The 25,121-nt window shown below is 60.5% G+C and carries 26 protein-coding genes, 1 tRNA gene and 3 pseudogenes; 19 read left to right on the top strand and 11 right to left on the bottom strand.

Going from position 1 to position 25,121, the window contains the following annotated elements:
• Nucleotides 1–87 precede the first annotated feature (87 nt).
• Entirely contained in the window at nucleotides 88–1,227 is a 1,140-nt protein-coding gene (locus tag KRZ98_RS06500; protein ID WP_368389791.1) for an IS66 family transposase, read from the top strand.
• A 41-nt stretch (nucleotides 1,228–1,268) separates the two neighbouring features.
• A pseudogene (locus KRZ98_RS06495) lies at nucleotides 1,269–2,127 on the top strand (IS630 family transposase); the annotation flags it as partial.
• A gap of 405 nt (nucleotides 2,128–2,532) precedes the next feature.
• Here KRZ98_RS06495 and KRZ98_RS06490 read toward each other — a convergent pair.
• Entirely contained in the window at nucleotides 2,533–3,387 is an 855-nt protein-coding gene (locus tag KRZ98_RS06490) for a phosphotransferase family protein (RefSeq protein ID WP_254798138.1), read from the bottom strand.
• 483 nt (nucleotides 3,388–3,870) lie between these two features.
• Between KRZ98_RS06490 and KRZ98_RS06485 the strand changes: the two genes are divergently transcribed.
• The 3 genes from KRZ98_RS06485 to KRZ98_RS06475 all read left to right on the top strand — a co-directional run bounded on the left by KRZ98_RS06485 (nucleotide 3,871) and on the right by KRZ98_RS06475 (nucleotide 6,686).
• Nucleotides 3,871–5,376 carry a DUF6492 family protein gene (locus tag KRZ98_RS06485; protein WP_217672842.1) on the top strand — a complete coding sequence of 502 codons (1,506 nt, stop codon included), beginning with the start codon at nucleotides 3,871–3,873 and terminating at the stop codon, nucleotides 5,374–5,376.
• 525 nt (nucleotides 5,377–5,901) lie between these two features.
• Entirely contained in the window at nucleotides 5,902–6,096 is a 195-nt protein-coding gene (locus tag KRZ98_RS06480) for a transposase domain-containing protein (protein ID WP_217672841.1), read from the top strand.
• Nucleotides 6,093–6,686, top strand: a complete 594-nt coding sequence (locus KRZ98_RS06475; protein WP_368389790.1) for a plasmid pRiA4b ORF-3 family protein — start codon at nucleotides 6,093–6,095, stop codon at nucleotides 6,684–6,686. The genes KRZ98_RS06480 and KRZ98_RS06475 overlap by 4 nt, the downstream gene beginning before the upstream one ends.
• Before the next feature lie 254 nt (nucleotides 6,687–6,940).
• Here KRZ98_RS06475 and KRZ98_RS06470 read toward each other — a convergent pair whose 3' ends face one another.
• The 4 genes and pseudogenes from KRZ98_RS06470 to KRZ98_RS06455 form a co-directional block, all read right to left on the bottom strand.
• Nucleotides 6,941–8,197, bottom strand: coding sequence for a type II toxin-antitoxin system HipA family toxin (locus KRZ98_RS06470; protein WP_217672840.1), 1,257 nt, complete (start codon nucleotides 8,195–8,197; stop codon nucleotides 6,941–6,943).
• Nucleotides 8,194–8,409: a type II toxin-antitoxin system Y4mF family antitoxin gene (locus tag KRZ98_RS06465; protein ID WP_217672839.1), complete on the bottom strand. Its 216-nt coding sequence runs from the start codon at nucleotides 8,407–8,409 to the stop codon at nucleotides 8,194–8,196. Before KRZ98_RS06465 ends, KRZ98_RS06470 begins: the two co-directional genes overlap by 4 nt.
• A gap of 230 nt (nucleotides 8,410–8,639) precedes the next feature.
• Nucleotides 8,640–9,853, bottom strand: a pseudogene (locus tag KRZ98_RS06460) (tyrosine-type recombinase/integrase).
• Nucleotides 9,854–10,016: 163 nt separating this feature from the next.
• A tRNA-Thr gene (locus tag KRZ98_RS06455) sits at nucleotides 10,017–10,092 on the bottom strand.
• Between the two features lie 189 nt (nucleotides 10,093–10,281).
• Here KRZ98_RS06455 and KRZ98_RS06450 point away from each other — a divergent pair.
• The 5 genes from KRZ98_RS06450 to KRZ98_RS06430 all read left to right on the top strand — a co-directional run bounded on the left by KRZ98_RS06450 (nucleotide 10,282) and on the right by KRZ98_RS06430 (nucleotide 16,545).
• Nucleotides 10,282–11,610 carry a hypothetical protein gene (locus KRZ98_RS06450; RefSeq protein WP_217672838.1) on the top strand — a complete coding sequence of 443 codons (1,329 nt, stop codon included), beginning with the start codon at nucleotides 10,282–10,284 and terminating at the stop codon, nucleotides 11,608–11,610.
• A gap of 478 nt (nucleotides 11,611–12,088) precedes the next feature.
• Entirely contained in the window at nucleotides 12,089–13,372 is a 1,284-nt protein-coding gene (locus KRZ98_RS06445; RefSeq protein WP_217672837.1) for a CmpA/NrtA family ABC transporter substrate-binding protein, read from the top strand.
• A 28-nt stretch (nucleotides 13,373–13,400) separates the two neighbouring features.
• The gene (gene ntrB / locus KRZ98_RS06440) at nucleotides 13,401–14,363 is read left to right on the top strand and encodes a nitrate ABC transporter permease (RefSeq protein WP_217672836.1); all 963 of its coding nucleotides are present in this window, start codon (nucleotides 13,401–13,403) and stop codon (nucleotides 14,361–14,363) included.
• A 14-nt stretch (nucleotides 14,364–14,377) separates the two neighbouring features.
• Nucleotides 14,378–15,184, top strand: a complete 807-nt coding sequence (locus KRZ98_RS06435) for an ABC transporter ATP-binding protein (protein ID WP_217672835.1) — start codon at nucleotides 14,378–14,380, stop codon at nucleotides 15,182–15,184.
• Between the two features lie 134 nt (nucleotides 15,185–15,318).
• On the top strand, nucleotides 15,319–16,545 hold the full coding sequence (locus tag KRZ98_RS06430) for an NAD(P)/FAD-dependent oxidoreductase (protein WP_217672834.1): 1,227 nt from the start codon (nucleotides 15,319–15,321) through the stop codon (nucleotides 16,543–16,545).
• 91 nt (nucleotides 16,546–16,636) lie between these two features.
• Here KRZ98_RS06430 and KRZ98_RS06425 read toward each other — a convergent pair.
• The 4 genes and pseudogenes from KRZ98_RS06425 to KRZ98_RS06410 form a co-directional block, all read right to left on the bottom strand.
• Nucleotides 16,637–16,972: pseudogene (locus KRZ98_RS06425) on the bottom strand (2'-5' RNA ligase family protein); the annotation flags it as partial.
• Nucleotides 16,973–17,476: 504 nt separating this feature from the next.
• Nucleotides 17,477–17,671 (bottom strand): hypothetical protein, encoded by a 195-nt coding sequence (locus tag KRZ98_RS06420; protein WP_217672833.1) that lies wholly within the window; start codon nucleotides 17,669–17,671, stop codon nucleotides 17,477–17,479.
• A gap of 27 nt (nucleotides 17,672–17,698) precedes the next feature.
• The gene (locus KRZ98_RS06415) at nucleotides 17,699–18,070 is read right to left on the bottom strand and encodes a hypothetical protein (RefSeq protein ID WP_217672832.1); all 372 of its coding nucleotides are present in this window, start codon (nucleotides 18,068–18,070) and stop codon (nucleotides 17,699–17,701) included.
• Nucleotides 18,071–18,081: 11 nt separating this feature from the next.
• Nucleotides 18,082–18,762, bottom strand: a complete 681-nt coding sequence (locus KRZ98_RS06410; RefSeq protein WP_217672831.1) for a LexA family transcriptional regulator — start codon at nucleotides 18,760–18,762, stop codon at nucleotides 18,082–18,084.
• 85 nt (nucleotides 18,763–18,847) lie between these two features.
• Here KRZ98_RS06410 and KRZ98_RS06405 point away from each other — a divergent pair, with 85 nt between their 5' ends.
• Nucleotides 18,848–19,087, top strand: a complete 240-nt coding sequence (locus KRZ98_RS06405) for a hypothetical protein (protein ID WP_217672830.1) — start codon at nucleotides 18,848–18,850, stop codon at nucleotides 19,085–19,087.
• Nucleotides 19,088–19,197: 110 nt separating this feature from the next.
• Here KRZ98_RS06405 and KRZ98_RS06400 read toward each other — a convergent pair whose 3' ends face one another.
• Complete coding sequence (locus tag KRZ98_RS06400) at nucleotides 19,198–19,434, bottom strand: hypothetical protein (RefSeq protein ID WP_217672829.1); 237 nt, start codon at nucleotides 19,432–19,434, stop codon at nucleotides 19,198–19,200.
• A 77-nt stretch (nucleotides 19,435–19,511) separates the two neighbouring features.
• On the opposite strand from KRZ98_RS06400, the gene KRZ98_RS23975 reads away from it, so the two are divergent.
• From KRZ98_RS23975 to KRZ98_RS06380, 4 genes are read left to right on the top strand one after another with little or no spacing between them, the layout of a single operon-like run.
• Nucleotides 19,512–20,753, top strand: a complete 1,242-nt coding sequence (locus KRZ98_RS23975) for a MucR family transcriptional regulator (protein WP_254798137.1) — start codon at nucleotides 19,512–19,514, stop codon at nucleotides 20,751–20,753.
• Nucleotides 20,743–21,405 carry a hypothetical protein gene (locus KRZ98_RS06390; protein WP_217672828.1) on the top strand — a complete coding sequence of 221 codons (663 nt, stop codon included), beginning with the start codon at nucleotides 20,743–20,745 and terminating at the stop codon, nucleotides 21,403–21,405. The genes KRZ98_RS23975 and KRZ98_RS06390 overlap by 11 nt, the downstream gene beginning before the upstream one ends.
• Complete coding sequence (locus tag KRZ98_RS06385) at nucleotides 21,405–21,629, top strand: hypothetical protein (RefSeq protein WP_217672827.1); 225 nt, start codon at nucleotides 21,405–21,407, stop codon at nucleotides 21,627–21,629. Before KRZ98_RS06390 ends, KRZ98_RS06385 begins: the two co-directional genes overlap by 1 nt.
• Nucleotides 21,630–21,633: 4 nt before the next feature.
• On the top strand, nucleotides 21,634–21,951 hold the full coding sequence (locus KRZ98_RS06380) for a hypothetical protein (protein WP_217672826.1): 318 nt from the start codon (nucleotides 21,634–21,636) through the stop codon (nucleotides 21,949–21,951).
• A 55-nt stretch (nucleotides 21,952–22,006) separates the two neighbouring features.
• Here KRZ98_RS06380 and KRZ98_RS24365 read toward each other — a convergent pair whose 3' ends face one another.
• The gene (locus KRZ98_RS24365; protein ID WP_302849074.1) at nucleotides 22,007–22,132 is read right to left on the bottom strand and encodes a hypothetical protein; all 126 of its coding nucleotides are present in this window, start codon (nucleotides 22,130–22,132) and stop codon (nucleotides 22,007–22,009) included.
• An 18-nt stretch (nucleotides 22,133–22,150) separates the two neighbouring features.
• Here KRZ98_RS24365 and KRZ98_RS06375 point away from each other — a divergent pair, with 18 nt between their 5' ends.
• The 4 genes from KRZ98_RS06375 to KRZ98_RS06360 are packed head-to-tail and all read left to right on the top strand — an operon-like array spanning nucleotide 22,151 to nucleotide 25,082.
• A complete protein-coding gene (locus KRZ98_RS06375) occupies nucleotides 22,151–22,423 on the top strand; it encodes a hypothetical protein (protein ID WP_217672825.1) in 273 nt (90 codons plus the stop codon).
• Nucleotides 22,420–22,641 (top strand): Zn-ribbon domain-containing protein, encoded by a 222-nt coding sequence (locus KRZ98_RS06370; RefSeq protein ID WP_217672824.1) that lies wholly within the window; start codon nucleotides 22,420–22,422, stop codon nucleotides 22,639–22,641. The genes KRZ98_RS06375 and KRZ98_RS06370 overlap by 4 nt, the downstream gene beginning before the upstream one ends.
• The gene (locus KRZ98_RS06365) at nucleotides 22,628–23,107 is read left to right on the top strand and encodes a hypothetical protein (protein ID WP_217672823.1); all 480 of its coding nucleotides are present in this window, start codon (nucleotides 22,628–22,630) and stop codon (nucleotides 23,105–23,107) included. The genes KRZ98_RS06370 and KRZ98_RS06365 overlap by 14 nt, the downstream gene beginning before the upstream one ends.
• Nucleotides 23,091–25,082, top strand: a complete 1,992-nt coding sequence (locus KRZ98_RS06360; RefSeq protein ID WP_217672822.1) for a transposase domain-containing protein — start codon at nucleotides 23,091–23,093, stop codon at nucleotides 25,080–25,082. The genes KRZ98_RS06365 and KRZ98_RS06360 overlap by 17 nt, the downstream gene beginning before the upstream one ends.
• Nucleotides 25,083–25,121 lie beyond the last annotated feature (39 nt).

The following is a 25,121-nucleotide window of genomic DNA, read 5'->3' as shown; positions in this document are numbered from 1 at the left end:
CCCTCCTGCCTTTCGAAACCTGTTTCGAATGTTCTTACATCATCAGCCACTACGATACCCCTCGGATGAGGGGCAAAACATAGACAGATCAGCAGCTACGAAAATGTGGGGAGGTTTTGGCGCTTACAGTATAGCTGCCGATCCTGCGAGAAGATCGTGCAGGCACCCGCGCCGGTAAAGGCGATAGTTCGGGGCAAGGCGACCTTCGAGACGCTGGTCCATGTCGTAGTCTTCAAATTCGACCATCATCTGCCGTTATACCGGCAGGCCGAGATAGTGGCGGCGCAAGGCATCGAGATTGATCGCTCGACGCTGGCAGGCTGGGCGGGACAGGCATCTGTCCTGCTCGATCCGATAATCAGTCGTATCCGCGGGGTCGGCTTGACTGCATCAAAGATCCACACCGACGATACGCCGGTCCCCATGCTTGATCCGGGACGTGGCAAGACGGCAACCGGCAGGCTCTGGGCCCACGTCGTCGATGATCGCAGTTCGGGCGCCACGCCGCTGCCGCTGGTCTGGTACGAGTTCACCACCGATCGCACCGGCGCCCATCCCCAGCGGCAGTTGGCCAGCTTCAGCGGCTATCTGCAGGCCGATGGTTATGCAAGAAACGACAAACTCTACGATACCAACCGCATCACCGAGGTCGCCTGCTGGGCGCATTTCCGGCGCAAGATATTCGACATCCACGCCATCAAGCCGACGTTGCTCACCACCGACCTGCTGGAACGCATCGGTCAGTTCTACGAGATCGAGGCACAGGTTCGGGGCCAGCAACCTAATGTCCGACGACAAGGCCGACAGGATCGCACCAAGCCATTGATCGACGATCTGCGCCAGGCGCTCGACAATGCCCTGCGTCGTCTCTCGCCCAAGTCCGAGATGGCCAAGGCCATCGCCTATGGTCATAAGCGCTGGATCGCACTGACGCGCTTCCTCGACGATGGCCGTCTGGAAATCGACAACAACATCACCGAGCGCGCCATGCGCTGTGTCGCCCTAGGTCGCAAAAACTGGCTGTTTGCCGGATCAAAAGCAGGCGGCGATCGCGCCGCTGCCATCTACTCGGTCATCGAGACTGCCAAGCTCAATGGCCTCGAGCCGCAGGCCTACATCGCCGATGTCATCGCCAAGATCGCTGGCAACTGGCCAACTCCTCGCTGGGGTGAGTTCATGCCCTGGAACGGGCGGCCAGATCAGCAGAAGATCGCCAAAGCCGCCTGAGCCGCGGCCTCCAGCCCACGCTTACGGAGCGGCGGCGCGGCTTCGGGGTTGCGTCGTCGACAGCCATTCGCTGGCATGCGCAGCGGCTGGAAACCGGCGCCTTCGCTCCCAAGCCGCAAGGCGGCGACATGCGATCCCGCCGAGTAGAGGAGCGCGCCGCCGACATTCTGGCCTTGTGGGAGGCGCGCAAGGACATTTCGCTCGAAGAGCTGCGCATTGCCTTGGCCGAAGCGGGCCTGACGATATCGGTTGCCGGACTGCACCGCTTCTTCGCGCGGCGGGGCATGACGCGCAAAAAAAGACTGGGCATGCCATCGAGCAAGACCGCTCCGACGTCCTGAGGCAGCGCCACGAGTGGTTCGAGAACCAGATCGATCTGGAGCCGGAACGCCTTGTGTTCATCGACGAGACGTGGACCGCCACCAACATGACCCGCAGCCACGGTCGTTGCGCCAGAGGCGAGCGGTTGCGGATGGGATACCCGCATGGCCATCGTAAAACCACCACGCTGGTCGCGGGCCTCCGCATGAGCGGCATGTCGCGCCGATGGTGCTGGACGGTACGATCAACGGTGACTGGTTCGAAGCTTATGTGGCGCAGGTTCTCGTACCGGAACTGTGGCCTGGCGACGTCGTCATCATGGACAATCTGTCGAGCCATAAGCGCCCCGCTGTCCGCGACCGAATCGAGGCTGCAGGGGCAACGCTAAGCCTCCTGCCGCCCTATAGTCCTGAATTCAACCCAATCGAGAAAGCCTTTGCCCGCCTCAAGGCCATACTCCGAAAAACAGGCGAGCGCACCGTCAGCGGCCTGTGGGGCCTCATCGGCAGGCTCGTCGATATCTTTCAGCCCGCCGAATGTTCCAACTATTTCAGCTCGTGCGGCTATGATCCAGAATGATCGAAAACCGCTCTAATGGACGTTTCGGCGGTTTATTTGTCAAAAGGATAGAAAAGCCGTATTGGTGAGGATAGCCTGTCGCATTTGGCGTCGCTGCAAATGGTAAATGTTGGTAATTTCGATCCAGTCCTACTTGATGACCTCAGCAAGGTAATTAAAGAAACTACATGTGTTCGAGCAACACCAAATTTTATACCAATACGAACAGGCGATGCCTCTACCACTATGTAGATGTGAATTCTCTAAAATCAGTTATTATTAATTTAATAAAAATATTGTTACCAAATGTTTAAAAATTCTTTTCATAAAATGATGATATTTTATCATTCTAACATAATAAAAATCGTACATTATTATAGTTTTATATTTGTCTATATTTCCCAAATTATACAAGGACGATACAAATCAAGAGATTTTAATTCTTGCGCCACGCAGCGCCCGTTGAAGATAGCGCTGGAACAGCGGCGTCCTTCCAGCATCGCGAACCCGCAGCCAAGCCAGCGCCACGACTGGTCGCCAAAGATCGACCTCGTGCACAGTAACTGTCGAAGATGCCAGATAAGATCTGCGCAAGCGCCGCGCCGCCCAGTCCCGCCACAGATTTGTAACCCAATCATTAGAACCGATACCAAATCGCATCAGCATTTCGGATCGCGCCATATCAGCGGCAGGATGTCCAGCCGCCGCCTTCGACCAGTCGATTACCTTCATCCCCTGCGGCGTCATCATGACATTACCAAGATGAAAATCTCCATGGGTCAGTGCATTCCCATCCGGCAGCGTTTCCAAATATGCGATTGCCGACCTCTGCAACGCAATTGGGACGGGACCGTGGGCAATGTCGGTTTCTAGCACCTGCTTTAGCGATCGCAATGCTCCACCCTGCTCCACATGCATCGCACCAAGCATTGCGCCCATCAGATCGAGTGCCCTCCCCGCACGCATCGGGTGATGGCGCATCCAGTCCAATGCCGTTTCGCCTTCAAGCAATGGATAGATAATTCCGCGCCGCCCACTCCATGCCTGCCGTGTGATTGCCGCCGCCGTTGGCACGCCGCAGGCCGCAGCATAGACAGAAGCATACGCTTCGCGGGCGATCATGTCGTCCGATACACCATCGCGGAACAGCTTAAGCGCCTTCCCGTCTTCTAGCTCAAACAATTCCGCGCTTGCGCCTCGGGCGATGACTCGTAGTGGCTCCTTGAAAAGCGGGCGAATATCTGCGGGACCGTTCATAATACTACATCTTTGCGCGAACATCTGCACCGGTCAGCGGCGCGCGCGCCCCTTTGCCAACGGTCGCTTGTGATGCAAGCAGGTAACCGGCAATCGTGGGGTTCTGAAATCCAAGACCGCCGCTTACAAATGGCATTGAACACCGCATTTTGGCCAGCAACTCCCTTCCCCAATCACCAGACGCTCGCCTCTCATGCATCGGGCGGGCTATGTGCTAGTTATGTAGAATCTCCTGCGCTTTATCCTCTGACGCAGAAATCCCCTGACGCAACAAAGTGCGCGAGTTCGTACCGAAAAAGTCGTATTGCGTGAAGGCCCCGGGTCATGAGCGGACTCTACAGCCTGCGCTGAAATGCGCCTTTGGCGCATCCGCACCGGCTCACACCCATCCGATCGCCAAAACCGATTCCAACATTTTCGGCCGCAAGTCGCGCTACCCCTCTCTATATGGCCAGTGTCGCGCTCAACCGCTCTTGGCAACAACGGCTATAGTCCCATCATGCAGGCGTGCGCTACTGGGTCGTGATGCCGATGAAGGGGTTGTCACATCATCCTTTTTTCGGCATTGGAGCCTTGTCTGCGATCCTTGGTTGGTTTGGAATATGGATGGCGCGCACTTTCGTACGACTGTCTGCCTTGAAAAAAGCCTGGGCGGCCAAAATGCGTTCTTCCAAGGACGGAGCATTACTGAATATGACGACGCCGGGCCCGGTAGAGAATACGATGCCGGAGCCGGTCGGGAACGCGTCCCCCGGTTATGCCATGGATCTGACTGTTGGCGATTATGACAGCTTCATCCTGAACGGCCATCGGGACGATCAGTCGATCCGGACGAATAGCAAACCCGGCTTCCTCGTCTGCGGCCCCTATCGTGCCTGCAAAGCTGGGATCTACACCGTGACTGTTCTTGGCGAGGTGGAAAATTCCGGCGCAGGCGCAGTAGTGGACGTTGTTTGCAATTCAGGTCTGCATGAGTTGTCGAAAACCGACATAACAACACAGGCCGGACCCGGCCTCATGACGATTTTCTCTCTGCATATCCCCCAGGACGTCAGCGATCTCGAAATCCGGCTGAAAGTAGCAATTGATACGCGGCTTGAGTTCCGGGGCGTCCGCGTCCAGAAGCGCGACATCGAGCGAGATTATGCTCTTCTGAACAAGAGCTATGCCAATGATGCGCATTGGTCTGTGATATTGTTCGGATCCTACCTTACTTATGTGAAACCTGAAGTTCCCTTCTATCTTGTCATACCAAAGCAGGATGAGATGATATTCGATCGGCTATTCGGGAGCGCTTCTGTTACAGGGTTCGTCGAAAGATTGCCGGTCATACTGTATGAAGATTGGGTTCTGGAAAATACCGGGAATGTCCCACCCGCTCATTTTGACGGTTGGCATGTACAGCAGGTTGTCAAGCTAGCCTTCTCCAAGCTTGGTTTGTCGCGCCATTATCTGACGTGCGACTCGGCTCAGTTCTTTACGCAACCGTTCGATTTCGGCACCGCGTTATTCCGTGATGGCATTTTGTGTACAACGGCCCGTCCACAAGACCGGAAAGAAATAAATCAGCACTTCATTGATACAGATGAAAAATGTTGGCTAAAAGGAAATATCGTTTCAGCCGGCGTGGCATTTGATGCCATTGACGAACATTTCAGTCCACGCCTTGAGCCACTAAAGTATCACTATATCGGGTGCAACGGCATATTCAGTTCAGATATCTGCCTGGCACTCGAAGCGCGTGCGGCGGCGTTCGGCTACAGCAACTTTTGTGGTTTGATCGCATTCAGCCCCTATGAGTTTGCCTGGTATGGCGCATTCGTAACATATTGCCATCCCCAGTTATTTAAGCCGATCGAACCCTGCATTCTCCGCCCGATCGTGGAACCCGGCCAACTGCTCGATGGCGCAGCGCCGACCGGACAAGATGGATATTTCGGCTATCTTTTCCAGAAGCCGGCCTGTGACGTTTTGCAACCGATGCAGACATATCTGGCCTGTCTCGCGGCTTAAAGAGGCTGATGGGCATAGTCTCAGCAGTGGTCAATTGAGGAACATGGATCAGGTCGCACAATGGCTAAAGCGCAGGCCTCAGTCGCCACCATTGAGCATGGTGGACGCGGGCTCTTCAAATCAAATTAGACGCTCATCCGCTGTAACGCATCCCGACTCAAAGCTAACATTCCTTCTCGCTCAAGCATCGATAGCAAGAATGGATCAGTGCCGTGAGATGAGCATGCACACGTCTATGATTTTAATTGTATTTTAGAAGGATGAGGAACGGCCATAGGCAACGGACATGAGCATGAAAAACTGGCATAAGCCAAATGTCTCGATCACCCGAACGGCGACAATATGGCGCTGACAACTGGCCGTTGGCATTCATGGGCAAGTCGTGGATCGTGTCCCAAAGAGTGGAATAACTGGGTCTGACGTGGTCACCGTGATTTTCGAACAGCTTTGGGTTGCAAAGCTCGGACCTGACTGAAGGAAGCGCGATGATCGAACCCACCATGCACTTGCGTTCGCTGGTGGAGAATGCACGGGATACCGATATTTTGCGCGAAACCTGCGCTGGCCGGTACATGCCGCCTCAACGGCGTCGAGCCTGAAGCGTGGTTCACCGACGTCATCGAGCGCATCGGCAACTACCCGATCAATCGGATCGATGACTTTTTACCCTCGAGATGGCAGGCATCAAAGCTGAGCAACGATCTGGAGAAGGCTGCGTGAGCAACGGCACTGTGGTGCGGATGAAGATTACGCTGGACGATGTCACACCGGCCGTCAGCCGAACGCTGGAGGTGCCGCTCCATATCCGCCTCGACCGTCTGCACGCCGTCATCCAGACCGCCTTCTCGTGGACGGACTCTCACCTGTGGGAAATGAGCTTCGGGCAGACCGGCTTCGGCATCCCTGATCCTGAATATGGCTTCGACGGGCCGCTCGACGCCCGTAAGGCCACTCTCGCCCAGATCCTGGCGGATACGAGGCGCAAGACATTCCGATATCTCTACGACTTTGGCGACGCCTGGGAGCATAGCGTCAAGATCGAGCGCGTCAGCGCGGCAAGCCCGCACCTGACATATCCGCTCATCCTCGATGCAGTAGGCATGCGGCCGCCGGAGGACAGTGGCGGGCCATGGGGCTATGCCGAAAAGCTCGAAGCGCTCGGCGACCCCCAGCATGAATATCATGAAGAAGCGCTCAATACCCTCGGCGACGACCATGATCCCAACGCCCAGCCCGATATCCCCCTGATCGAGGCAAGGCTGGAAACGCTCGCAAAAAAATGGGCGCCGCGGACACGCCGCAAAGCCTGACAGGCCGCGTCAACGCCACCTTCCGTCGGCGCTTACGAAAGTCGGGATGCGCGTTCAGAATTTCCGCCGCCTGCGCATGGCGCTCATCGATGACGCTCATGCGCCCTCGTCAACCCTGGGCATGGTGCCCCTTCCCACGTCATGCACGAGATCGCCCCGCCTTCCATCCCAGTGATGATCCATCGGCACTGACGGGTGACCCCGTCAAGTGCGGGACGTCCACCAATTCCAGCAGATTCTGCTTGCCCGCCGTCTTATCCCTGCAGCTTGCGCAGCAGCTCTGCGCGGGTCGAAACCACCTCGACCAAACGTAAAAGCGTTTCGCCGCCGAAGCCTTCCTCCTCGATCTGCCGGGTAACATCCGGGCAGTGGCTGATGACGGCCTGAGACAAGGCGAGGACGCGCCGCCGGACATAAGGCGCAGATAAACCCATATCCTGCGCAAACTTGCTCCAGATGCGAGCATCTAGATCTTCGATCGCCGACATTTTGACGATCTTCATGGCGAGCTTCGAGTTCACCTCGGGATAAAGAATCGTCGCCATGAGGTCGTAAAGGGGTGTCAGCGTCGCCCCGTTTTCCAGATAGAGCAAACTGAAATTTTTACCATGCGCGTCTGCATTGCCAATGAGCGCATTGAAGATCGCTGCATCGAGGAGACGCAACACATCGACGGCTGGACGCGCGCAGATCCGACGGACCAGATCGAAGGATGATTTGAAATTGGGGCCCCCTTCGGACGCATATTTGCGTTCGGGCGCAATGCCGAGTGCCTGACAAAAATCTTCCTGATGCAGTCGACGAACACTGCCGTCAGCTGCGACAGCACGATCATAGCGCTCGATCAGTAAGTAGCTTTTGTCTCCAGTTCGCCGCGGCGCGACCAGCGCAGCCGCGAGGCCGACCGCCGTAGCAAGACGCATGCAGAAGGCTTCATTCTCTGTCGTGCCCGCAAAGCGTTCGATCGGCGGCTTGAGGATGTGGGTGGTTGGCTGTCCCGGCGCCGGCAGGGCGACTTGGCCATCGATGAGAACAACAGGCAATTTGAGCTGTGCGCCTGCCAGTGACAGACGCAATCCATCGTTGCCGGCAAGAAGTGGTCGCCGGGGCAGTTCCTCGAGCAATGCCGCAAGCGCAGCATCGCCCAGTTGGCGCGGCATGAAGGCAATCGGTGTTGCCGGCAGCTCGCTTTCCTCGGGCCACAGAACCAGAGCGCCAGCGACGTCCCCACCCATCGCATCGAGCAGAGCAAAGTCATTGCCCTTTGAAACGCCGAGCGCCCGCGCCGCGCCGTCGCGCTGAGCCTCTTCTGGCAACAAGCCCGCAAAAAAGGGGCGAGCCTCGCGACGTCCAAAGGATTCCTGTTGCTTGGGCAGTGATGCCGAGATTGCTGGCTTAGTCGGGTCTTCGAGCCAGCCAGATGCATAGCTGAAGTTCATGTCGCCATGATTATCCAGCCCCAGTCTGCCGACCAGTGCATGGTCCCAAAAGACATTGAGCGCAGCGGTCACGACCGCAGCACCGCGCGACTGTCTACACTTAAATGGCAACCCAGTGCTTCAAGGACCTGGATCGTTTTTCCGAGCTGTATCGTAGCCTTGCCGGCCTCAAGATCGACAATGAATCGCAAGCCAACACCCGCTGCACCTGCCAGTTGGTCCTGGCGTAGGCCCATGGTGCGGCGTGCATCACGTACGGCATTGCCTATTTGCTGAACATCCATCTTCGTCACCTTTCCCGATCGGGAATATCGGGCACAAAATCTGGCTTGGCAAGACCATATTTCCCGTACGGGAAATTTCCTGTGCTCACCGTGGAAAAGCCATAAAATATTCCCGACCGGGACATTTCCGTTCGATCGACCGCCGCTCCCCTATGATGAAGAGGGCACCTCTGACGGGATGAGCAGCAAGTCGTGCCCCATAACCAAGCAAGTCAAAGTGTGGCGGGAGGTCAGGTGCCGAACATCGGGCGTATGATCTCTGCGCCATCACGCAGCTTGCAAAGATAATCCGACCACCATTGCGCCATACGGACACGCTCGTCCCAGTGGGGGCCGCGATGATACGCGGCCCCGACGCTGTCGCGTTCTCGATGCGCTAGTGAGCGTTCGATCGCATCAGGATGCCAGAGGCCACTTTCGTTGAGCAGCGTACTGGCGATCGACCTGAAGCCATGCGAGGTCATTTCCTCATTCGTGAAGCCCAAGCGCCGAAGGGCTATATTGAGCGTGTTCTCGCAAATCGGTTTGAGAAAAGTCTTGTTTGCCGGAAACAGGAATGTGCCCGGATTATCCAGTGCCTTGAGCCCTTTCAGCAGGGTGATCGCCTGCGTGGACAGCGGCACGGCGTGAGGCACGCGTATCTTCGTTCTCTCTCCCGGCACGCGCCACACCTTGGCTTCGAAATCGATTTCGCACCATTCTCCGTTCCGCAACTCGCCCGATCTCAAATAGACATGAGGAGCAAGCTGCAGAGCAATCCGGGTTTCGATCTTGCCGCCATAGCCGTCGATCGCGCGGAGAAGTTCGCCAACCTTCACCGGGTCGAGCAATGCGGCGTGATGCTTGACCTTTGGCGTGGTGAGCGCGCCTCGCAAAATGTCTGCCGGATTGTGCTGAGCCCGCAGCGTGGCAACCGCATAGCGGAAAATGCGCCCGGAAAATGAACGGAGACGGATAGCCGATTCATGATGACCTTTCCGTTCCAGGCGCTTGAGCGACTGGAGAAGCTCATGGGCGGTAATGTCGGCTATCGGCCGATGTCCGATACAGGGATCGAGCAGATCGCGAAATCATCGCGCCTTCTTGAGAGTGGCAGAGGCCTTCGCCTCCCGCTCCATCTTTTCGATGAACTCGTCCGCCACGACCCGGAATGTGGTACGAGCCGCTAGTTCGGCCTCCGCCTTCGCCTGCAAACGGACGGCCAACGGGCCCTGCCCTCCGCTCAGTTGCTCGCGCGCTTCATCCCGCTTCTTGCGCGCTTCTTTCAGGCTCACATCTGGATAGCGTCCGAGCGCATCTTCTTTTCTATTCCGTGAAACCGAAACTTCACCCGCCAAAGATAGGAGCCCGATGGCGAGACCAGCAGGTACAGCCCCTTCTCGTCAGCGACCTTGTAGGGCTTCTCCCTAGGTTTGAGGGCATTGATCTGAACCGTTGTAAGCATCTGGGGGCCTCGACTCAAAAATGTCAAAAAGGCCCCCAATTCGAGGCCCCCAAATCACCCGGATAGGGGTGGACAGGAGCAGACGACACCGGAAGGCCGATGCCCAATTATACCAGTTTTCAGGGATTTTTCGAGGTTTCAGGCCCCTTGAAAAGGGCGGATCTGGTGCCGCTTACAGGACTCGAACCTGTGACCCCCGCATTACGAATGCGATGCTCTACCAACTGAGCTAAAGCGGCGTTGCGGCGGGCAGATAACAGTGGTTGGGCCGAAGGACAAGCGGGCAATTGCATTGTCGGGCCGGTCTTTTTGCGGGGAGCGCGGCGGACGGGGCGTTGATCGCCACCATCTTTACGGCAAATTTACCATCCGGTGCCACTGTCGAGTCCCAAAGAGGTAGAATTTTGCCTGAAATAGGGACCGACCGGATGGACACTCTGCGGGGGCATGACGTCGCCAACGACCAGGACGACTTCGATTATGCCGAGGATGCGGCGATCGACGCACCGCTGACGGTGGTGTCGGACGAGCGACGGATGCAGGTGCGCGCCTATAATTATTGGGCGTCGCTGCTGGGTGACCGCGCGCTGCCATCGATCGAGGATCTGTCGCCCGATCAGCTGGAGGATTTCGGCCCGCACAGCGTATTGCTGGATTTTTCCACCGGCCTCGACAATCCGGCCATCGTCTATCTGGGCACCGCCTTGCGGCAGGAGTGCGAGATTGAAGGCAACATCAGCTATATCAACGATGTGCCCGCACGGTCGCTGCTGTCGCGGCTGACCGACCATTATCTCCAAATCGTCGCCAATGCCGCACCGATCGGCTTTGAGGCGGAATTCGTCAACCAGCGCGATGCAGAGATATTATATCGCGGCATATTGATGCCCTTTTCATCCGATGACGAGACGATCGATTTCGTGTTCGGCGTGATCAACTGGAAGGAACTGGCCAGCCGCGACGAGCGGCAGGCGCTGGAAATGGAAGTCAGCGCAGCGCTGGCCAACGCCATACCGGTGCGCAGCGACACGCCGGTATGGGCCGATGGTCCGGCGGGCGGCGAGACGGTCGATCCCGCGCCCCTGCCCCAGCCCTTGCCTACGCCCGTCGCTTCGTTCGACGAGGAACCGCTGGACCTGTCCGGCATGGAAAGCCCGACCGAGGACGCGCCGCTGGCCGACTGGCTGGCGCTGGCGCGCGATGGTGCCGATCAGGTCCGCACCAGCGAGGCGCGCAGTCATGCCGCGCTCTATCGCGCGATTGGCCTGGCTTATGATTTCGCTCTGGTGGCACAGGCCCGGCCAGACGACTATGCCGAACTGTTGGCCGATTGCGGCATCAAGGTGCAGGCACGCAGCCCGATGACCGCGATCATCAAGCTGGTTTTCGGCGCGGCCTATGACAAGACCCGGATCACCGAATATGCGACCGCGCTGGACCATGGCTGGGCATTGGGCCTGGGCGTGAGCATGTTGGCGGACCATCTGTCCAACTATACAGGCGGCCTCAAGGCGCTGGTGCGCGACGAGCGGGCATTGCGCCGGTCCGAAGCTCCGCCGCGCCCGGACAAGCGCGAGAGCGCGCGCAGCGCGATGAAGGTCGCCGCCGCGATCGACCCGCAGGCACTGGCCACCGATGCGGACGGGCTGGCGATCGTCGTCGCCCGGCGCGAGGCGGACGGCACGGTGGTGCTGGTCGCGGCGCTGCCCGAAGGGTCGGAACTGGCGCAAAGGGTGATCCTGGCCGCTGCACGCTAGGGCCAATCGACATTCAGCCCTGACGGCCTGCAAATGGCGGTTTTCCGAGCTTCCGGTGCTCACCTACTTTTAGTAGGCTGCGCTCCGGGTCACGGAAAACCACCATTTTCGGCACGTCATCATCTGAATGTCGATCGGCCCTAGGTCAGCGCGGCGCTTGACGCGCAAAAATATCCCCCGCGGCGCGCCAGTGCGTCGCCGCCCCGTTCGATTTTGCACCGCACCAAATATCCGCTTGCGTCGAAACGCGAATCGACGGATAGTCTGTGTCGGCGCGATGACGTGCCTTATGGGTGTTCCTTCCGACGGGGGAACGGGACGCCCCTCATGAAACAGCAAAGCCGCTGTCCAGCTTTTCGCACATGCGAAAGTCTGGCCTGCGGCTTTTTTTCGTTTTGGCGTCGGGCGTTGCGATCAACCCGCCTGCCCCGCCGAACCGCTTTCACCATCATCAGATTTTTTCGAAGGGGGCTTCGCCATGGATGACAAGACCGACAAGTGCAGCACGCCAAACCGGCGGCAGGTGATTCGCAGCGCAGGCACCGCCGCGCTGTTCACCGCCGTGCATCAGGCCTTTCCGAGCGGCGCCTTTGCCGCCGGGGCCGGACCTGAAGTCAAGGGAGCCAAGCTCGGCTTCATCGCGCTGACCGACGCTGCGCCACTGATTGTGGCGAAGGAACTGGGCCTGTTTGCCAAACATGGTATGCCCGACGTGGTCGTCGCAAAGCAGGCCAGCTGGGGCGCGACCCGCGACAATCTGGTGCTGGGATCGGGCAGCGGCGGCATTGACGGCGCGCATCTGCTGACCCCGATGGCCTATTTCCTGTCGCTGGGCGTGTCCGCCAAGCAGACTCCCATGAACATATTGGCGCGGCTGAACGTCAATGGTCAGGGCATTTCGGTGTCGAAGGAGTATCTGGCGGCCAAGGCGGGCATCAATGCCGCGTCGATGAAAGACGTGATTGCGCAGCGCAAAGGCGCTGGCAAGAAGATCACCATGGCCATGACCTTCCCCGGCGGGACCCATGACCTGTGGCTGCGCTACTGGCTGGCGGCGGGCGGGATCAATCCCGATGTCGATGTCAGCCTGATCACCGTACCGCCGCCGCAGATGGTCGCGAATATGAAGGCCGACACGATGGACGCATTCTGCGTCGGCGAACCATGGAATGACCAGCTGGTCGCGCAGCAACTGGGCTATACCGCCGTATCGACCGGCCAGATGTGGATGAACCATCCCGAAAAGAGCTTTTCCATGCGGGCCGACTGGGTGGCGCAAAATCCGCGCGCGGCGGTCGCCATCACGGCTGCCGTGCTGGAAGCGCAGCGCTGGGCCGACAACCCGGCCAATATCTCCCGTCTGGCGATGATGGTGTCGGGTCGCGATTATCTGAAATGCCCGGTCAGCGACATTGCCGACCGTCTCCAAGGCAATTTCACCATGGGCGACGGACGCAAATATCCCAATGCGCCGTTCAAGATGAAATTCTTCAGCGGCTATGCGTCCTTCCCCTACAAGAGCCACGACCTGTGGTTCCTGACGGAAAACCAGCGCTGGGGCCAGCTGCCTGCGAACCTCAACACCAGCGCGATCATCGCCAAGGTCAACCGGTCCGACATCTGGCGCAAGGCAGCCGCCGTCCTGCGCGGCAAGGGGCCGGCCAGCGACAGCCGGGGCGTGGAAAAATTCTTCGACGGCAAGACGTTCGATCCGGCCAATCCCAAAGCCTATCTGGCCAGCCTGAAGATCAAGAAGATCTAGGGTACAGGTTCAAAACCGGAGTGTCATCATGTCCTCTCTTTCCACTCTCAAGGTCGTGCCGTTGAGGCAGGACGCCCCACAGGCCGCCGCCGCTGTGACGGTGACGCCTGCACCGGTCGAAGCGGTTGTAGCGCCGGTCGTGCCACAGGGCAGACCGGTCACAGGTCCGGCGCAGCTCTGGCTGGACCGTGGGCGCAATGTCGCGGCATCCGTCCTGCCGACGATGCTGATGATCATCACTTTGCTGTTTGTCTGGCAGCTGAGTTGCAGCAGTTCTGATGCCAGCTTCCCCAGCCCGATGAAGGTGTGGGAAGAGAGCCATGAGGTGATCATTCATCCGTTCAAGGGGGTGTCGCTCGACCTGACCGGCCTTCATATCGAGGAACAGGGTGATGTCGGCATTGCCGCGCATATCCTGACCAGCCTGTCGCGGGTCATGATCGGTTATGGCATGGCGGCGGTTGCGGGCATCGCGCTGGGCGTGCTGATCGGGCAAAGCCCCTTCGCCTATCGCGCGCTCGATCCGCTGTTCCAGGTGCTGCGCACCGTGCCGCCGCTCGCTTGGCTGCCGATCAGCTTGGCGATCTTCCAGCAGGCGGGACCATCGGCGCTGTTCCTGATTTTCATCACCGCCATCTGGCCGATCATCCTGAACACCGCATCGGGCATCCAGCAGATCCCGCTCTCCTATCGCAACGTCGCCAAGGTGCTGGGGCTGAACCCGGTCGAATATTTCCTGCGCATCATGCTGCCCGCCACGGTGCCGCCGATGTTCACGGGGCTTCGCATCGGCATCGGCATGAGCTGGCTGGCGATCGTTGCCGCCGAAATGGTGCAGGGCGGCACCGGCGTCGGCTTCTTCATCTGGGACAGCTATAACAGCTCGCTTTTGACCGACACGATCGTCGCCTTGCTGTGGATCGGCATGGTCGGCTTCACCCTGGACCGCATCGTCGCCGCCATTGGCCGCGTCGTCGCCCGATCGAACTGAAAAGGACCGGTGCCATGAAACAGAGAAGCTATCTGGCGATCGAAGATGTCACGGTCGAATTTCCGACCAAACAGGGTCCGTTCTGCGCGCTCCAGTCGATCAACCTGTCGGTCGAGCGTGGCGAGTTTGTGGCGCTGATCGGCCATTCGGGCTGCGGCAAGTCCACCCTGCTCAATGTCGTGGCGGGACTGGTGAAGCCCAGCCGGGGCGTATTGTTCCTGGACGGCGACGTCATCAGCGGCCCCGGCCCTGACCGCGCCGTGGTGTTTCAGGACCATTCGCTACTCCCCTGGCTGACGGTGGAGGAGAATGTCCGGCTCGCTGTCGACAAGACCGCCGGTGACAAGAGCAGGGCGGAACGGCGCGACTGGGTGCTGCACAATCTGGAACTGGTGCAGATGGCCCATGCTGCGCGCAAGCGGCCGGGCGAATTGTCGGGCGGCATGAAGCAGCGCGTCGGCATTGCCCGCGCCATTGCGATGAAGCCACGCATCCTGTTGATGGACGAACCCTTCGGCGCGCTCGACGCGCTGACGCGGGCGGCGTTGCAGGATGTGGTGATGGAATTGCAGGCGAGCCTGAACAACACCGTGCTGATGATCACCCATGATGTCGATGAAGCGGTACTGCTGGCCGATCGCGTCGTCATGATGACCAACGGCCCCGCCGCGCGCATTGGCGAGGATCATGCGGTGGCCATGGCGAGGCCGCGCGATCGCCTCAAGGCGCTCGACATGGCCGAATATGCCGCCGCCCGTCATGCGGTGGTGCATTTCCTGCACGAACGCTATCGTAACCCTACGGTTGGCCGCGCCGCCTGACCTATGCGGTATGGAAGGGCGCAGACACTACGGCCTGCGCCCTTTTGGCCGGAATTGCCGCATATCCCCCCTTGCCACCACCGGCAAAGCGCGCCAATCAGCGGCGCAACGGGGATAAAGAGGATAGCGGGCCAATGAGCTATTATGACGTGTTGATCGTGGGCGCGGGCCATGCGGGGGCGCAGGCAGCGATTTCCCTGCGCCAGTCGGGCTTTGAAGGTTCGGTCGCGATGATCGGCGACGAAAAAGACCCGCCCTATGAGCGTCCGCCGCTGTCCAAGGAATATTTCGCGGGCGACAAGAGTTTCGACCGCATCCTGATCCGCCCTGCCACCTTCTGGGGTGAGCGCAATGTCGACATGCTGCTGGGCCGCCGGGTCAAGAGCGTCGATGCAGTCGGCAAATTCGTGACCGCAGGGGACGAAGAAATCGGCTATGGCAAGCTGATCTGGTGCACCGGCGGCAACCCCCGGATGCTGACCTGCAATGGTGCCGACGCCGAGAATGTCCACGCCGTACGCCGCCGCGACGATGTCGATGCGATGATGGCGAAGATCGACAGCATCAACCATGTGACCATCATCGGCGGCGGTTATATCGGGCTGGAAGCGGCAGCCGTGCTCTCCAAATTCGGCAAAAAGGTCGTGCTGCTTGAGGCACTGGACCGGGTGCTGGCGCGGGTTGCGGGTGAAGAATTGTCACGCTTTTACGAAGCGGAACATCGCGCCCATGGCGTGGACCTGCGCACCGGTGCGCGAATGGATTGCATCGAAGTCACCGATGGCAAGGCGACCGCCGTGCTGATGCAGGACGGCGAGCGGATCGCCACCGACATGGTGATTGTGGGCATCGGCATCATCCCCGAAACAGGCCCGCTGATTGCGGCTGGGGCTGCCGGTGGCAATGGCGTGGATGTGGACGAATATTGCCGCACCAGCCTGCCCGACATTTATGCGGTGGGCGATTGCGCCGCGCACGCCAACCGCTTTGCCGGTGGCGCGCAGATGCGGGTGGAATCGGTGCAGAACGCCAATGACCAGGCCAAGACCGCCGTGGCGCACATCATGGGCAAGGAAGAGGCCTATGACGCTGTGCCATGGTTCTGGTCGAACCAATATGATCTGAAGCTTCAGACCGTCGGCCTTTCGACCGGCTACGATCAGGCGATCCTGCGCGGCGATCCGGCGGCGCGCAGCTTTTCGGTCGTCTATCTGAAGGGCGGCAAGGTGATCGCGCTCGATTGCGTCAACATGGTCAAGGATTATGTCCAGGGCCGTGCGCTTGTGCTGGCGGGCGCTGCGCTGGATCAGGCGCAGCTTGCCGACGCCAGCGTGCCGTTGAAGGAAGTCGGGCTGGCGTAAATTCTGCTTCCGTTCGCTTCGAGCGAAGTCGAGAAGCCGGCAGCGCGCCAAGCGTTTCTCGACTTCGCTCGAAACGAACGGAGGTAAGGCTTTACCCCCGAAAACTCGCCTTCATCGCCAGTTCCCACGGACCGCCGCGATAATGCCAGGCGGCCAGCCCTGCTATGACGAACGGGCGGGGCTGAAAATCCGCCCGCAAAGTTTCCGCCAGCGCCTTGGCCTCCGCCGGCTTCACCTTGTTCTGCACCGTGACATGCAGGCGTGGCCGGGCCTGGTCCTGCGGCGTCAAAAGCCCGGTAAAGGCATCGGCCAGTTCATCCCGCATCGCCATAAGCTCCGGGCTGTCGATACGGTAGGCGACCCCCTGCCCCAGCAGCATGACGTCGCTCAACCGCGCGACCGGCGCGCGGCCCCGGCACAGCGCCTTGTGTTAGATGACAAGAGAGGCTGGAGTCCGGGATTATCCGGGATTTAACGGGGCTTCGCGGCATAGACCCTCCAAAAATGGGGTTTTCTGCGGCTTCGCGGCGCGCGCGTTGCGGTGGAATGATTGTCTGGACTGAAGGTTAATTTAGTCGGTCGATTGCCGCGACAGGCTGGATTCTGACGTTTCGTCTGAAACATGTCTGAGGCGCGGTAAATGGGCGTTTGAGAGCTGTTTGAGGCGTGTCTCACCCTTGGGAAAGTGAGGAGGAAGTGGGGTTTTTGATGCCCCACTTCCCAATGGCCCCAAAAGTGGCGGATTTCCGTTCCTGTCGAGACCAGCGCCCATGAACAGCCGCGATTTAAGTGGGACAAGTTTCGGAGGCATGTGCAGGTCAAAATATCGTGCCGATCAACCAGATGATGTGCGCTACGCCAACCAGGACGATCATTGCCCAATCAGCCCAGCCCAGCGGTTCAGGATCATAGTCGGACCATGACTGTCGCATCAGTCGCCATCCGGACCGAGCTTGAGGCGAGGGACGATCGCGATCTCGGGACCGGCATAATCTCCCAGGGCCGCAATGACCGTGTCCACCGTGTCGAGATAGCTTTCCCACATGGGCCTACCTTCGAACTTGGTATTCTCCGGGAGGCCGTTCTTGCGGCATAGCGCCCTGGCGGCGCGTTCCCTCGGGGGCATATCGGAGCGTTTCGCCATAATTTCTCGCTATAAGCAGGACTGAATCAACGCGGCAGTTTTTTCATCCCATGCTTTGTGGGATCGGAATGCGATCGACCGCTGCTGACCTTCGTCGTCAATGCGTACCAACGTGTAAATCGCGTTGGAGAAAGGGGCGTTTGGGCTACCCCAGATCAGCAGTTTTCGCTCGCCTCTCAACGTCCCAGGTATCAGCCAGTCGCCAATGCCAACCCCAATACAATATTCGAGCGCTTCTGTGCTTTTGTTGCTGTTGAGGCTGGCGGCCGGTAACTTATCGACCAAATCCTTGAGGCTATCAGCCTTAGCGATCGTCGCCGTTGAAAAGGACGTGGCAAGGCAAGCATAGAGGGTCAGTTTGCAAATCTGCGTAAGTCGCATCGAGTACTCCCTCACACCTTTTTCACAATCGCGACAACGCGACCGAAAATGCTCAGTTCACCATCAACCGCCGTATCTGGCGGGACGGCAGGGTTATCCGAGAGGATTTTAACACTTCCGTCGGGCATCGGGCGCAACCGCTTGATCATCCCGATCTGGCCGAAGGCAATAGCCCAGTAAAGGTCGCCAAAGGCGGGCGTGACCTGCGATCTATCGATCAGTATGATATCGCCGTCGCTGATCGTGGGCTCCATCGAATTGCCTTGCCCGCGCGCCCAATGCAAGTCAGCCGGGGAACTGCTCGTAATCTGGCGGAGCCATTCGCGCGAAAAAGAGCGCATCTGCGGTTCGGGCGTCTCGTCCATGTAGACGCCGCCCAGGCCATAGCGCAGGTCAATCTCTCCGACCTCGACGACTTCCGATCGTATGATCGGCTCGGCGCTGTAGGATTGACGGCGATCGGACAAAGAATGTTCGCCTGCGCCCGCCCCCGCCCAGCCATCGAACTCGGGAAATCGCCTTCGCAGCTTCTCTAAAGTCGGCTGGCTCAACCGTGTCGTCGCTGTCCCGCTGAACGGGCGATTGATCGTCGTTGCAGCCACGCCAGCTGCGCGTGCGAGACCGGCCGGCGTGAGTCCTGTGTAATCGGCGAGAGCCTTCAGCAGCTTCCGGTCCTGATCAAGTCCATCCATGCGGCTGTCTTAGCAAATACGCTAACTGATCGCTGTTAGCATTATTGCTATTGCAGATTAGCAATAATGCTATTAACCAGTCCCCATGGATCAACAAGCCATCATAGCAGAACTGGAGGGGCGAGCCTTCGCGGCCCGCATCTCTATGGGTGCCGTCTGCAAACGCGCAGGTGTCCACCCCACGACTTTCAGTCGTTGGAAAAGGTCGCCCAGAAACCCCGACCCGATCAGTGCCAATATGAGCAGTATCGAGAAGCTCTATGCCGCTTTGGAGCATGTCGAAGCCGCAGGGAATCGACGCGTCCGGAAGGCGGTGCGCGCGTGAGCGACGAATTGATGATCGCGCACAAGGCGCGGATGGCCGGGATCTTGGTCGCTGAGCGGGCTTTGGCAGGCGAAATGCCACTTGCTGATCCTGCAATTCCGAGGCGCGCATCAGTCGTTCGCCGGCATATCGAAACGATCACGCAAATTGTCGAGAAGCGCTTCCAGTGCCGTGGCCGTTTCGATCTGCCCCACCATGAGGCACGCGCGGCGCTTCATTTCCGCATTGTTCGCGGTCGCCGCCGCGCTGCCGCTAAGAAGGCGCTCCGTCGTTTCGATATGGGCAGTGAGCAGCAACCGCAGCCCTTCGATCTGCGCGCCCAAGAAGCTGATCTGTTCGGCGTCCATGTTCCCTCCACTTTCATCAACGCCTCCGACGCTAACAGCGCGGATGGCTCCCCGCATCGCCTAAGTGGAGACATCAAATGAGCGGTCGCGTATCCCTGCTGGCGGGTGCCACGCTGATCGAAGTGGACCCCGCTGACGTCCGGATCGGTGAACGGGTCGGCTTCTTCAATGAAGATTTCGCGGTTGCGATTGGCCAGTCGATGCGCGCCTACGGCCAGCGCGATCCGATCAAGATGCAAGTCGATCCCACGGGTGAAGCGCCATGGTTATTGGTCGTGGGCCGCCACCGACTGGTCGGCGCAGCCCTGGAAGGGCTCAAGGTTTGGGGGATCGATGTAGCGGACGCGGCGGCGGAGGAGTTTGAGAACCTCGAATCGTCCGAAAATCTGGAACGGCGCAAACTGCCGCCGATCGAGAATGCGATGTTCGTTCATTCGTTCGTCGAGGCCGCGCGCAAGCGACTGGCGCGGGTGCATGGCGAGATGAAGCAGCAGCAGCTGGCCATCAAGGCACGATGGGACAGGGTCAAAGCATCTGAATCGACCGTTGGACAGGCGCTGACAGACGAGGTGAACGATACGTCTGCCAATTTGGCAGGCGTATATGGGTGGCAGGAATCCGCGCGCGAAGCGATGGGGCTCAGCGAGCGTGATGTATACCGGAATCTCGCGCTCTACCGATTGCTGATCGCACCCTTCCCCGAATTGGCGGAGCCGCTGGCTAAGCATCCGATCGTTGGGGAGAACGCTTCCCAACTCAAGCTGATCGCCGAAGTCCAGGACGAAGCACAGCGCCGCGCAGTGATCGAGGCGCTGCTGGCCGACGAAGGCCTGAATGCGATCGACGCCCGGATCAGCATCGGCATCGGTGCCGCTGACGGTCCTGCCCCCTTGGCTCATCAGAAACATGTCAACGCTGTGGTGGGCGGTCTCGCACGGCTCACACCGGCTTTGCAGAAGCGGCATCTGAGCGAATTCGTCCAGGCGCTGGGCTCGGACGATGTGAAACGGCAGCTGCGCGACATCCTCAATGAGGAGCTGGGCAGCTCTGCTTCCGACACAGGCAAGCTGGTCCCGGCTGTTGCGGTCCGTGCTTCGGTCAAGCCGGACTATATCGTCTGCCTGGAGGACGGCACACGCCATCTGCGCCTGCGACCGCATCTGCGGCGGCTGGGCATGTCGGCCGATGACTATCTGACGCGCTGGCAGCTGCCGAGAGATTATCCGTTCACGGCACCCAACGAATTTGAGCGGCGGCGTAAGCACTGGATCGGCGTTGTGCGTGGCTGGGCTGCGCGGGAGACCGCCGATGCGCGGTGATATCTCCACGGGCCGCGCCAAGAACCGGCATCCGCTCGACTGGTATGTCGAGGAAGGCTGGGAGTGGCATCAGGTCGCTAGCGAGATCGGCCTTGCGCCTGAACGGGAGCCGGACTGCCATATCTGGGACCCTGCTGCTGGCTATGGTCATTCCGCGCAAGGTCTCGACGGCCTTGGCGTCAATGGACGGTTCATCCTGTCCGATCTGGTCGAGAATGTTGAATGGGACATGTTCGACGTCCGTCCGACCTTCTTTTCGGCCGATTTCCTTGAGCTGGAGCGTGCGCCGGTTGCTCGCTGCTCGATCTGGACCAATCCACCCTATTCCTATCGCAAGGGCATATTGGAAGCCTTCGTCAGGCAGGCCATCCGCCTGGCGACGGATCGCGTCGTCATGCTGGTGCCGCTCAAATGGCTTGCACCGGGCAAGAAGCGGTCCGTGCTGGTCCGTCGCGATCATCCGCCGCAACTCATCCTCATCTTCAGCCAGCGGCCATCGATGCCGCCCGGCGACCGGGTCTTTGCCATGGGCAACCGCGCCTATCGCGGTGGCGTGATCGATTATGCCGCCTGCGTCTGGGACGTGCGGCAACCAACCCCGCCCGGCGAGACGCGGACGATCTGGCTGCCGCCTTTGGGAGGGCAATCCTGATGGTCGCCGACCGGTTCCGTGCGGCCCGCGAGGCCTTCGAGCTGGCGACGCGGCTCAATTGCACGCCGCGCGATGCGGCGCGGGAGCTGCGGCGGCGCAGGGCGGCTTGCGGTCGGATGGCTGCGCCCGCGCCGAGCGAGACGCACGAAGAGGATGCGGACCAGGTGCCCGCGCCGACCGCCCATTTCAGCGCCTGGAACAACCCGTGGATGATGAGGGAGTAAAGCCGTGAGCAATGTTCGCCCTGCGCCTTTGTGGCTGACGCCGCAGATCGTCGAATATCTGGCCGACGACTGGTCGGAAATGGACTTCGTGACCGTGCTGGCGGAGGCGCACTGCCTGTATTCGGGTCTCAAGCGGCTGGAAACCGATCCCGTACTGGGATGCCATTTCGCCCATGTTGATCATGGCGAGAACGCGGCGGACCATGCGCGCATGGCGGGTGACGTGATCGTCGATCGCGCCGACCGGCGCAACCATGCGCTCCAGGCCATCGCCTATCTGGGCCGGTTGATTGAGACGATTGACAGCGAGGCGCAGGCGTGAACGCGCCGCGCATCACAGGCCGCGCCGGCCCGGCCCAGCGTCAACCGCGCGGGCATCACGCGATGATCCTGCCGATATCGCGGCGCGGGCCGAAACCCTGCGCGCCTTTGTTTTTCGGCATCGATTTTTCGAGCGCGCCGGACGTGAGCACCGAAGTCGCCATGCGGGACGGCAAGGTCATCAGCTGGCGGAGGCTTTCATGAGCCTGACGCTGGAAGAGTCGGCGATCGTCGCGGCGGCGCAGGCCAGCGAGGCCGTATCCGAGCTTCTTCGGTTCGCACGTGAGGGCAACTACACCGAAGCCAGCCCTTTCAACGATGAAGTCGTGGCCAAGCTGGCCGAGGCGCTGAAGTTGGCGATCGGCATCGACGACACGCCCCACAAGTCGTGCTGGTTGGATGCCAACGAACTGGCGCTGTTCGCCAATCTGAGGGCGGCGGCGGTTGCCTTTCTGGAAGGATGGGCGGGATGACCGACCTGTTCGGCCACATACGCCCGCGCCGGTCGCCGCGCGTCATGATGCACGCAGTCGATTCCGGCCTGTCCATCCGGGGGAAGAGCGCTGCGCATTTCCGCTGCACGCGATGCGGCCGGGATGACGGCTGGAGCGAAATTCCGCCGACCTCGACAGCGCTTCGGCGCGGCTTGCCTTGCCCCAACTGCAACGGAGCGGGCGATGCCCAAGGCTAAGGCGCATCCCGCCCAGATCGGATTCGCGTTCGATGCTCCGACGATGGCGCGCGCGGCAGCCTCGCTGGCGGGGCTGGAGAAGCGCATTTCCGCCATGGTCGGCACCATCCTCGCGAGTGCCGCCGCCGAGGGCCGTAGCCGTGGCGTCATCGCGGCCGAGATGGGCGAGCTGCTGGGCGAAGAGATCAACGTCACCATGCTCGACGCCTATGCCAGCCCGGCGCGCAAGGGACACAAGGTCATCATGTCGCGCTGCCTGGCGCTGGTCGCGGTGACCGACCGGCAGGATTTGCTCGATCCGATCATGCGGGAAATCGGGGCCGCGCTGCTGGTGGGCGAAGAGGTCCACACCGCGCGCCTGGGCCATCTCGACCGGCAGATCGCCCAGCTCAGGGAAGAACGTCAGCGGATTGCCGGTCAGGCACCGCTCATTCGGGGGGAAAAGATTCGTGACAGCCATCGTTAGACTTGATTTTGGCCAGTCGCAGCCCGCCGACCTGTCGGGCGTGCCGCTGGATGGGGCGGATGAATGGTTCACCGCCGCCGAACTGGCGGAGCTGCGTCTGCCCGGCCTGCCCACGGACAAGAGCGCGATGAACCGCCGCATCCGGGATGAGGGGTGGCGGTTCCGGCAGCAGGATGGCGCGCCATTGTGCCGTCCCCGCGTCGCACGCGGCGGCGGCACCGAATATCATATTTCCCTGCTTCCCGGACCCGCCCGACTGGAGCTGGCCAGGCGAGGAATCGGTGCGCGCCCGACGCCCGCACAGGCCACCGAGACAAGCGGCTGGCCCTGGTACGACCGGCAGGGCGCGACGACGAAGGCCGAGGCGGAGAAGCGCCTGGCCGTCGTGCGCGACATCTATCTTTTGAAGGAGAGCGGCATGAACTGGACGGCGGCGGTCGTGGGCATCGCACGGAGGGAGCGCATCGGCGTTTCGACCGTGCGGGTGTGGATGAGCCTGGTCAAGGGCGTGGCGCGGGCCGACTGGCTGCCCGCCCTGGCCCCGCGCCGCAAGGGCGGCGGCAAGGAAGCCGAGATCGATCCTGAATTGTGGACGCTCTACAAATCCGACTGCCTGCGCCCGTCGTCTGCCACCTATGCCAGTTGCTATGAGCGCGTTGCCGCCGTCGCCGCGCAGATGGGCCGCTCATTGCCGTCTGAGCGGACGTTCAGACGTCGCCTGGAGGCCGAGGTCCACCCGGACGTGCTGAAGCTGGCGCGCGAGGGCGAAGAGGCGCTGCGTCGCTCGATTCCCGCCCAGCGCCGCACCGTCGAGCATCTGCATGCGCTGGAATGGGTCAATATCGACGGGCACAAGTTCGACGTGATGGTGACGCCGCCCGGTGGCGGCAAGCCGATCCGCCCGATGATGGTCGCGATCCAGGACATTCATTCGAGCAAGATATTGGCCTGGCGCATCGGCGAGAGCGAAAGCGCGGCGCTCGCCCGGCTGGCCTTTGCCGACCTCATCACAAATTGGGGGATTCCGGTCCACTGCCTGCTCGACAATGGCCGGGGCTTTGCCAGCAAATGGTTGACGGGCGGCGCGCTCACCCGCTTTCGCTTCAAAGTGCTGCCGTCCGACCCTACCGGGCTGCTGACGGCGCTGGGCATCCAAATACACTGGGCGCTGCCCTATCGCGGCCAGTCCAAGCCGATCGAGCGCGCGTTTCGCGACCTGTGCGACACGATCAGCCGGCATCCTGCGACCGAGGGCGCCTATACCGGCAATAATGTGCTGAACAAGCCGCACAATTACGGGACGCGGGCGATGGCCTGGGCCGAATTCGTCGCCCATGTCGATGCCGGAATCGCCAAGCATAATGCCAAGCTGGGTCGTAAGGGCCGCTTCTATGCCGGGCGCAGCTTCGACGATGTGTTCGCCGCCAGCTACGCCGCCGCGCCGATCGGCAAAGCCAAGCCGGAACATATGCGCATGGCGCTACTGGCGGCCGATCAGAAGCGGGTGAACAGCGACACGGGCGAGATCGACCTGTTCGGCAACCGCTATTGGGCGGAAGGGTGCAGCCATCTGCGCGGCAACCAGGTCACGGTCCGCTTCGACCCCGACGATCTGCACCGCGAAATCTATCTCTACGACCAGGGCGGCCATTATCTGGGCGCGGCTCAGCTGATTGCCGACACCGGATTCGACAATGCCGAGGGCGCGCGGATCACGGGCAAGCGGTGGAAGGAACATCGTCGCCGAATCCGCGACGGGCTGGAGGCCGAGCAGCTGCTCGCGGCCGAACAGGTGGCGGCGCGCCAGGCCGACGCCCCGGCACCGATCATGCCTGAACCGGGCGCGGTGCGGATCGTGCGCCATCGCGGTCAGACGGCGGCGGCACTGAAGGCGGTCGCGCCGACTCCCGCCCAGCCAAAACCATCGGAAAGCAGGATTTTCGCCGCGCTCGGCCATTTGCGGGCGGTCGATTGAATTGGGCGCGCGGGCAGTTTCCTACGCCGTCCCGCGCGC

The organism is Sphingobium sp. AS12 (genome assembly GCF_019097845.1).
In the GTDB taxonomy this organism is placed as follows: Bacteria; Pseudomonadota; Alphaproteobacteria; order Sphingomonadales; family Sphingomonadaceae; genus Sphingobium.
Note: the sequence above shows the minus strand (reverse complement) of the source record. Positions and strands in the feature narration are given on the sequence as shown.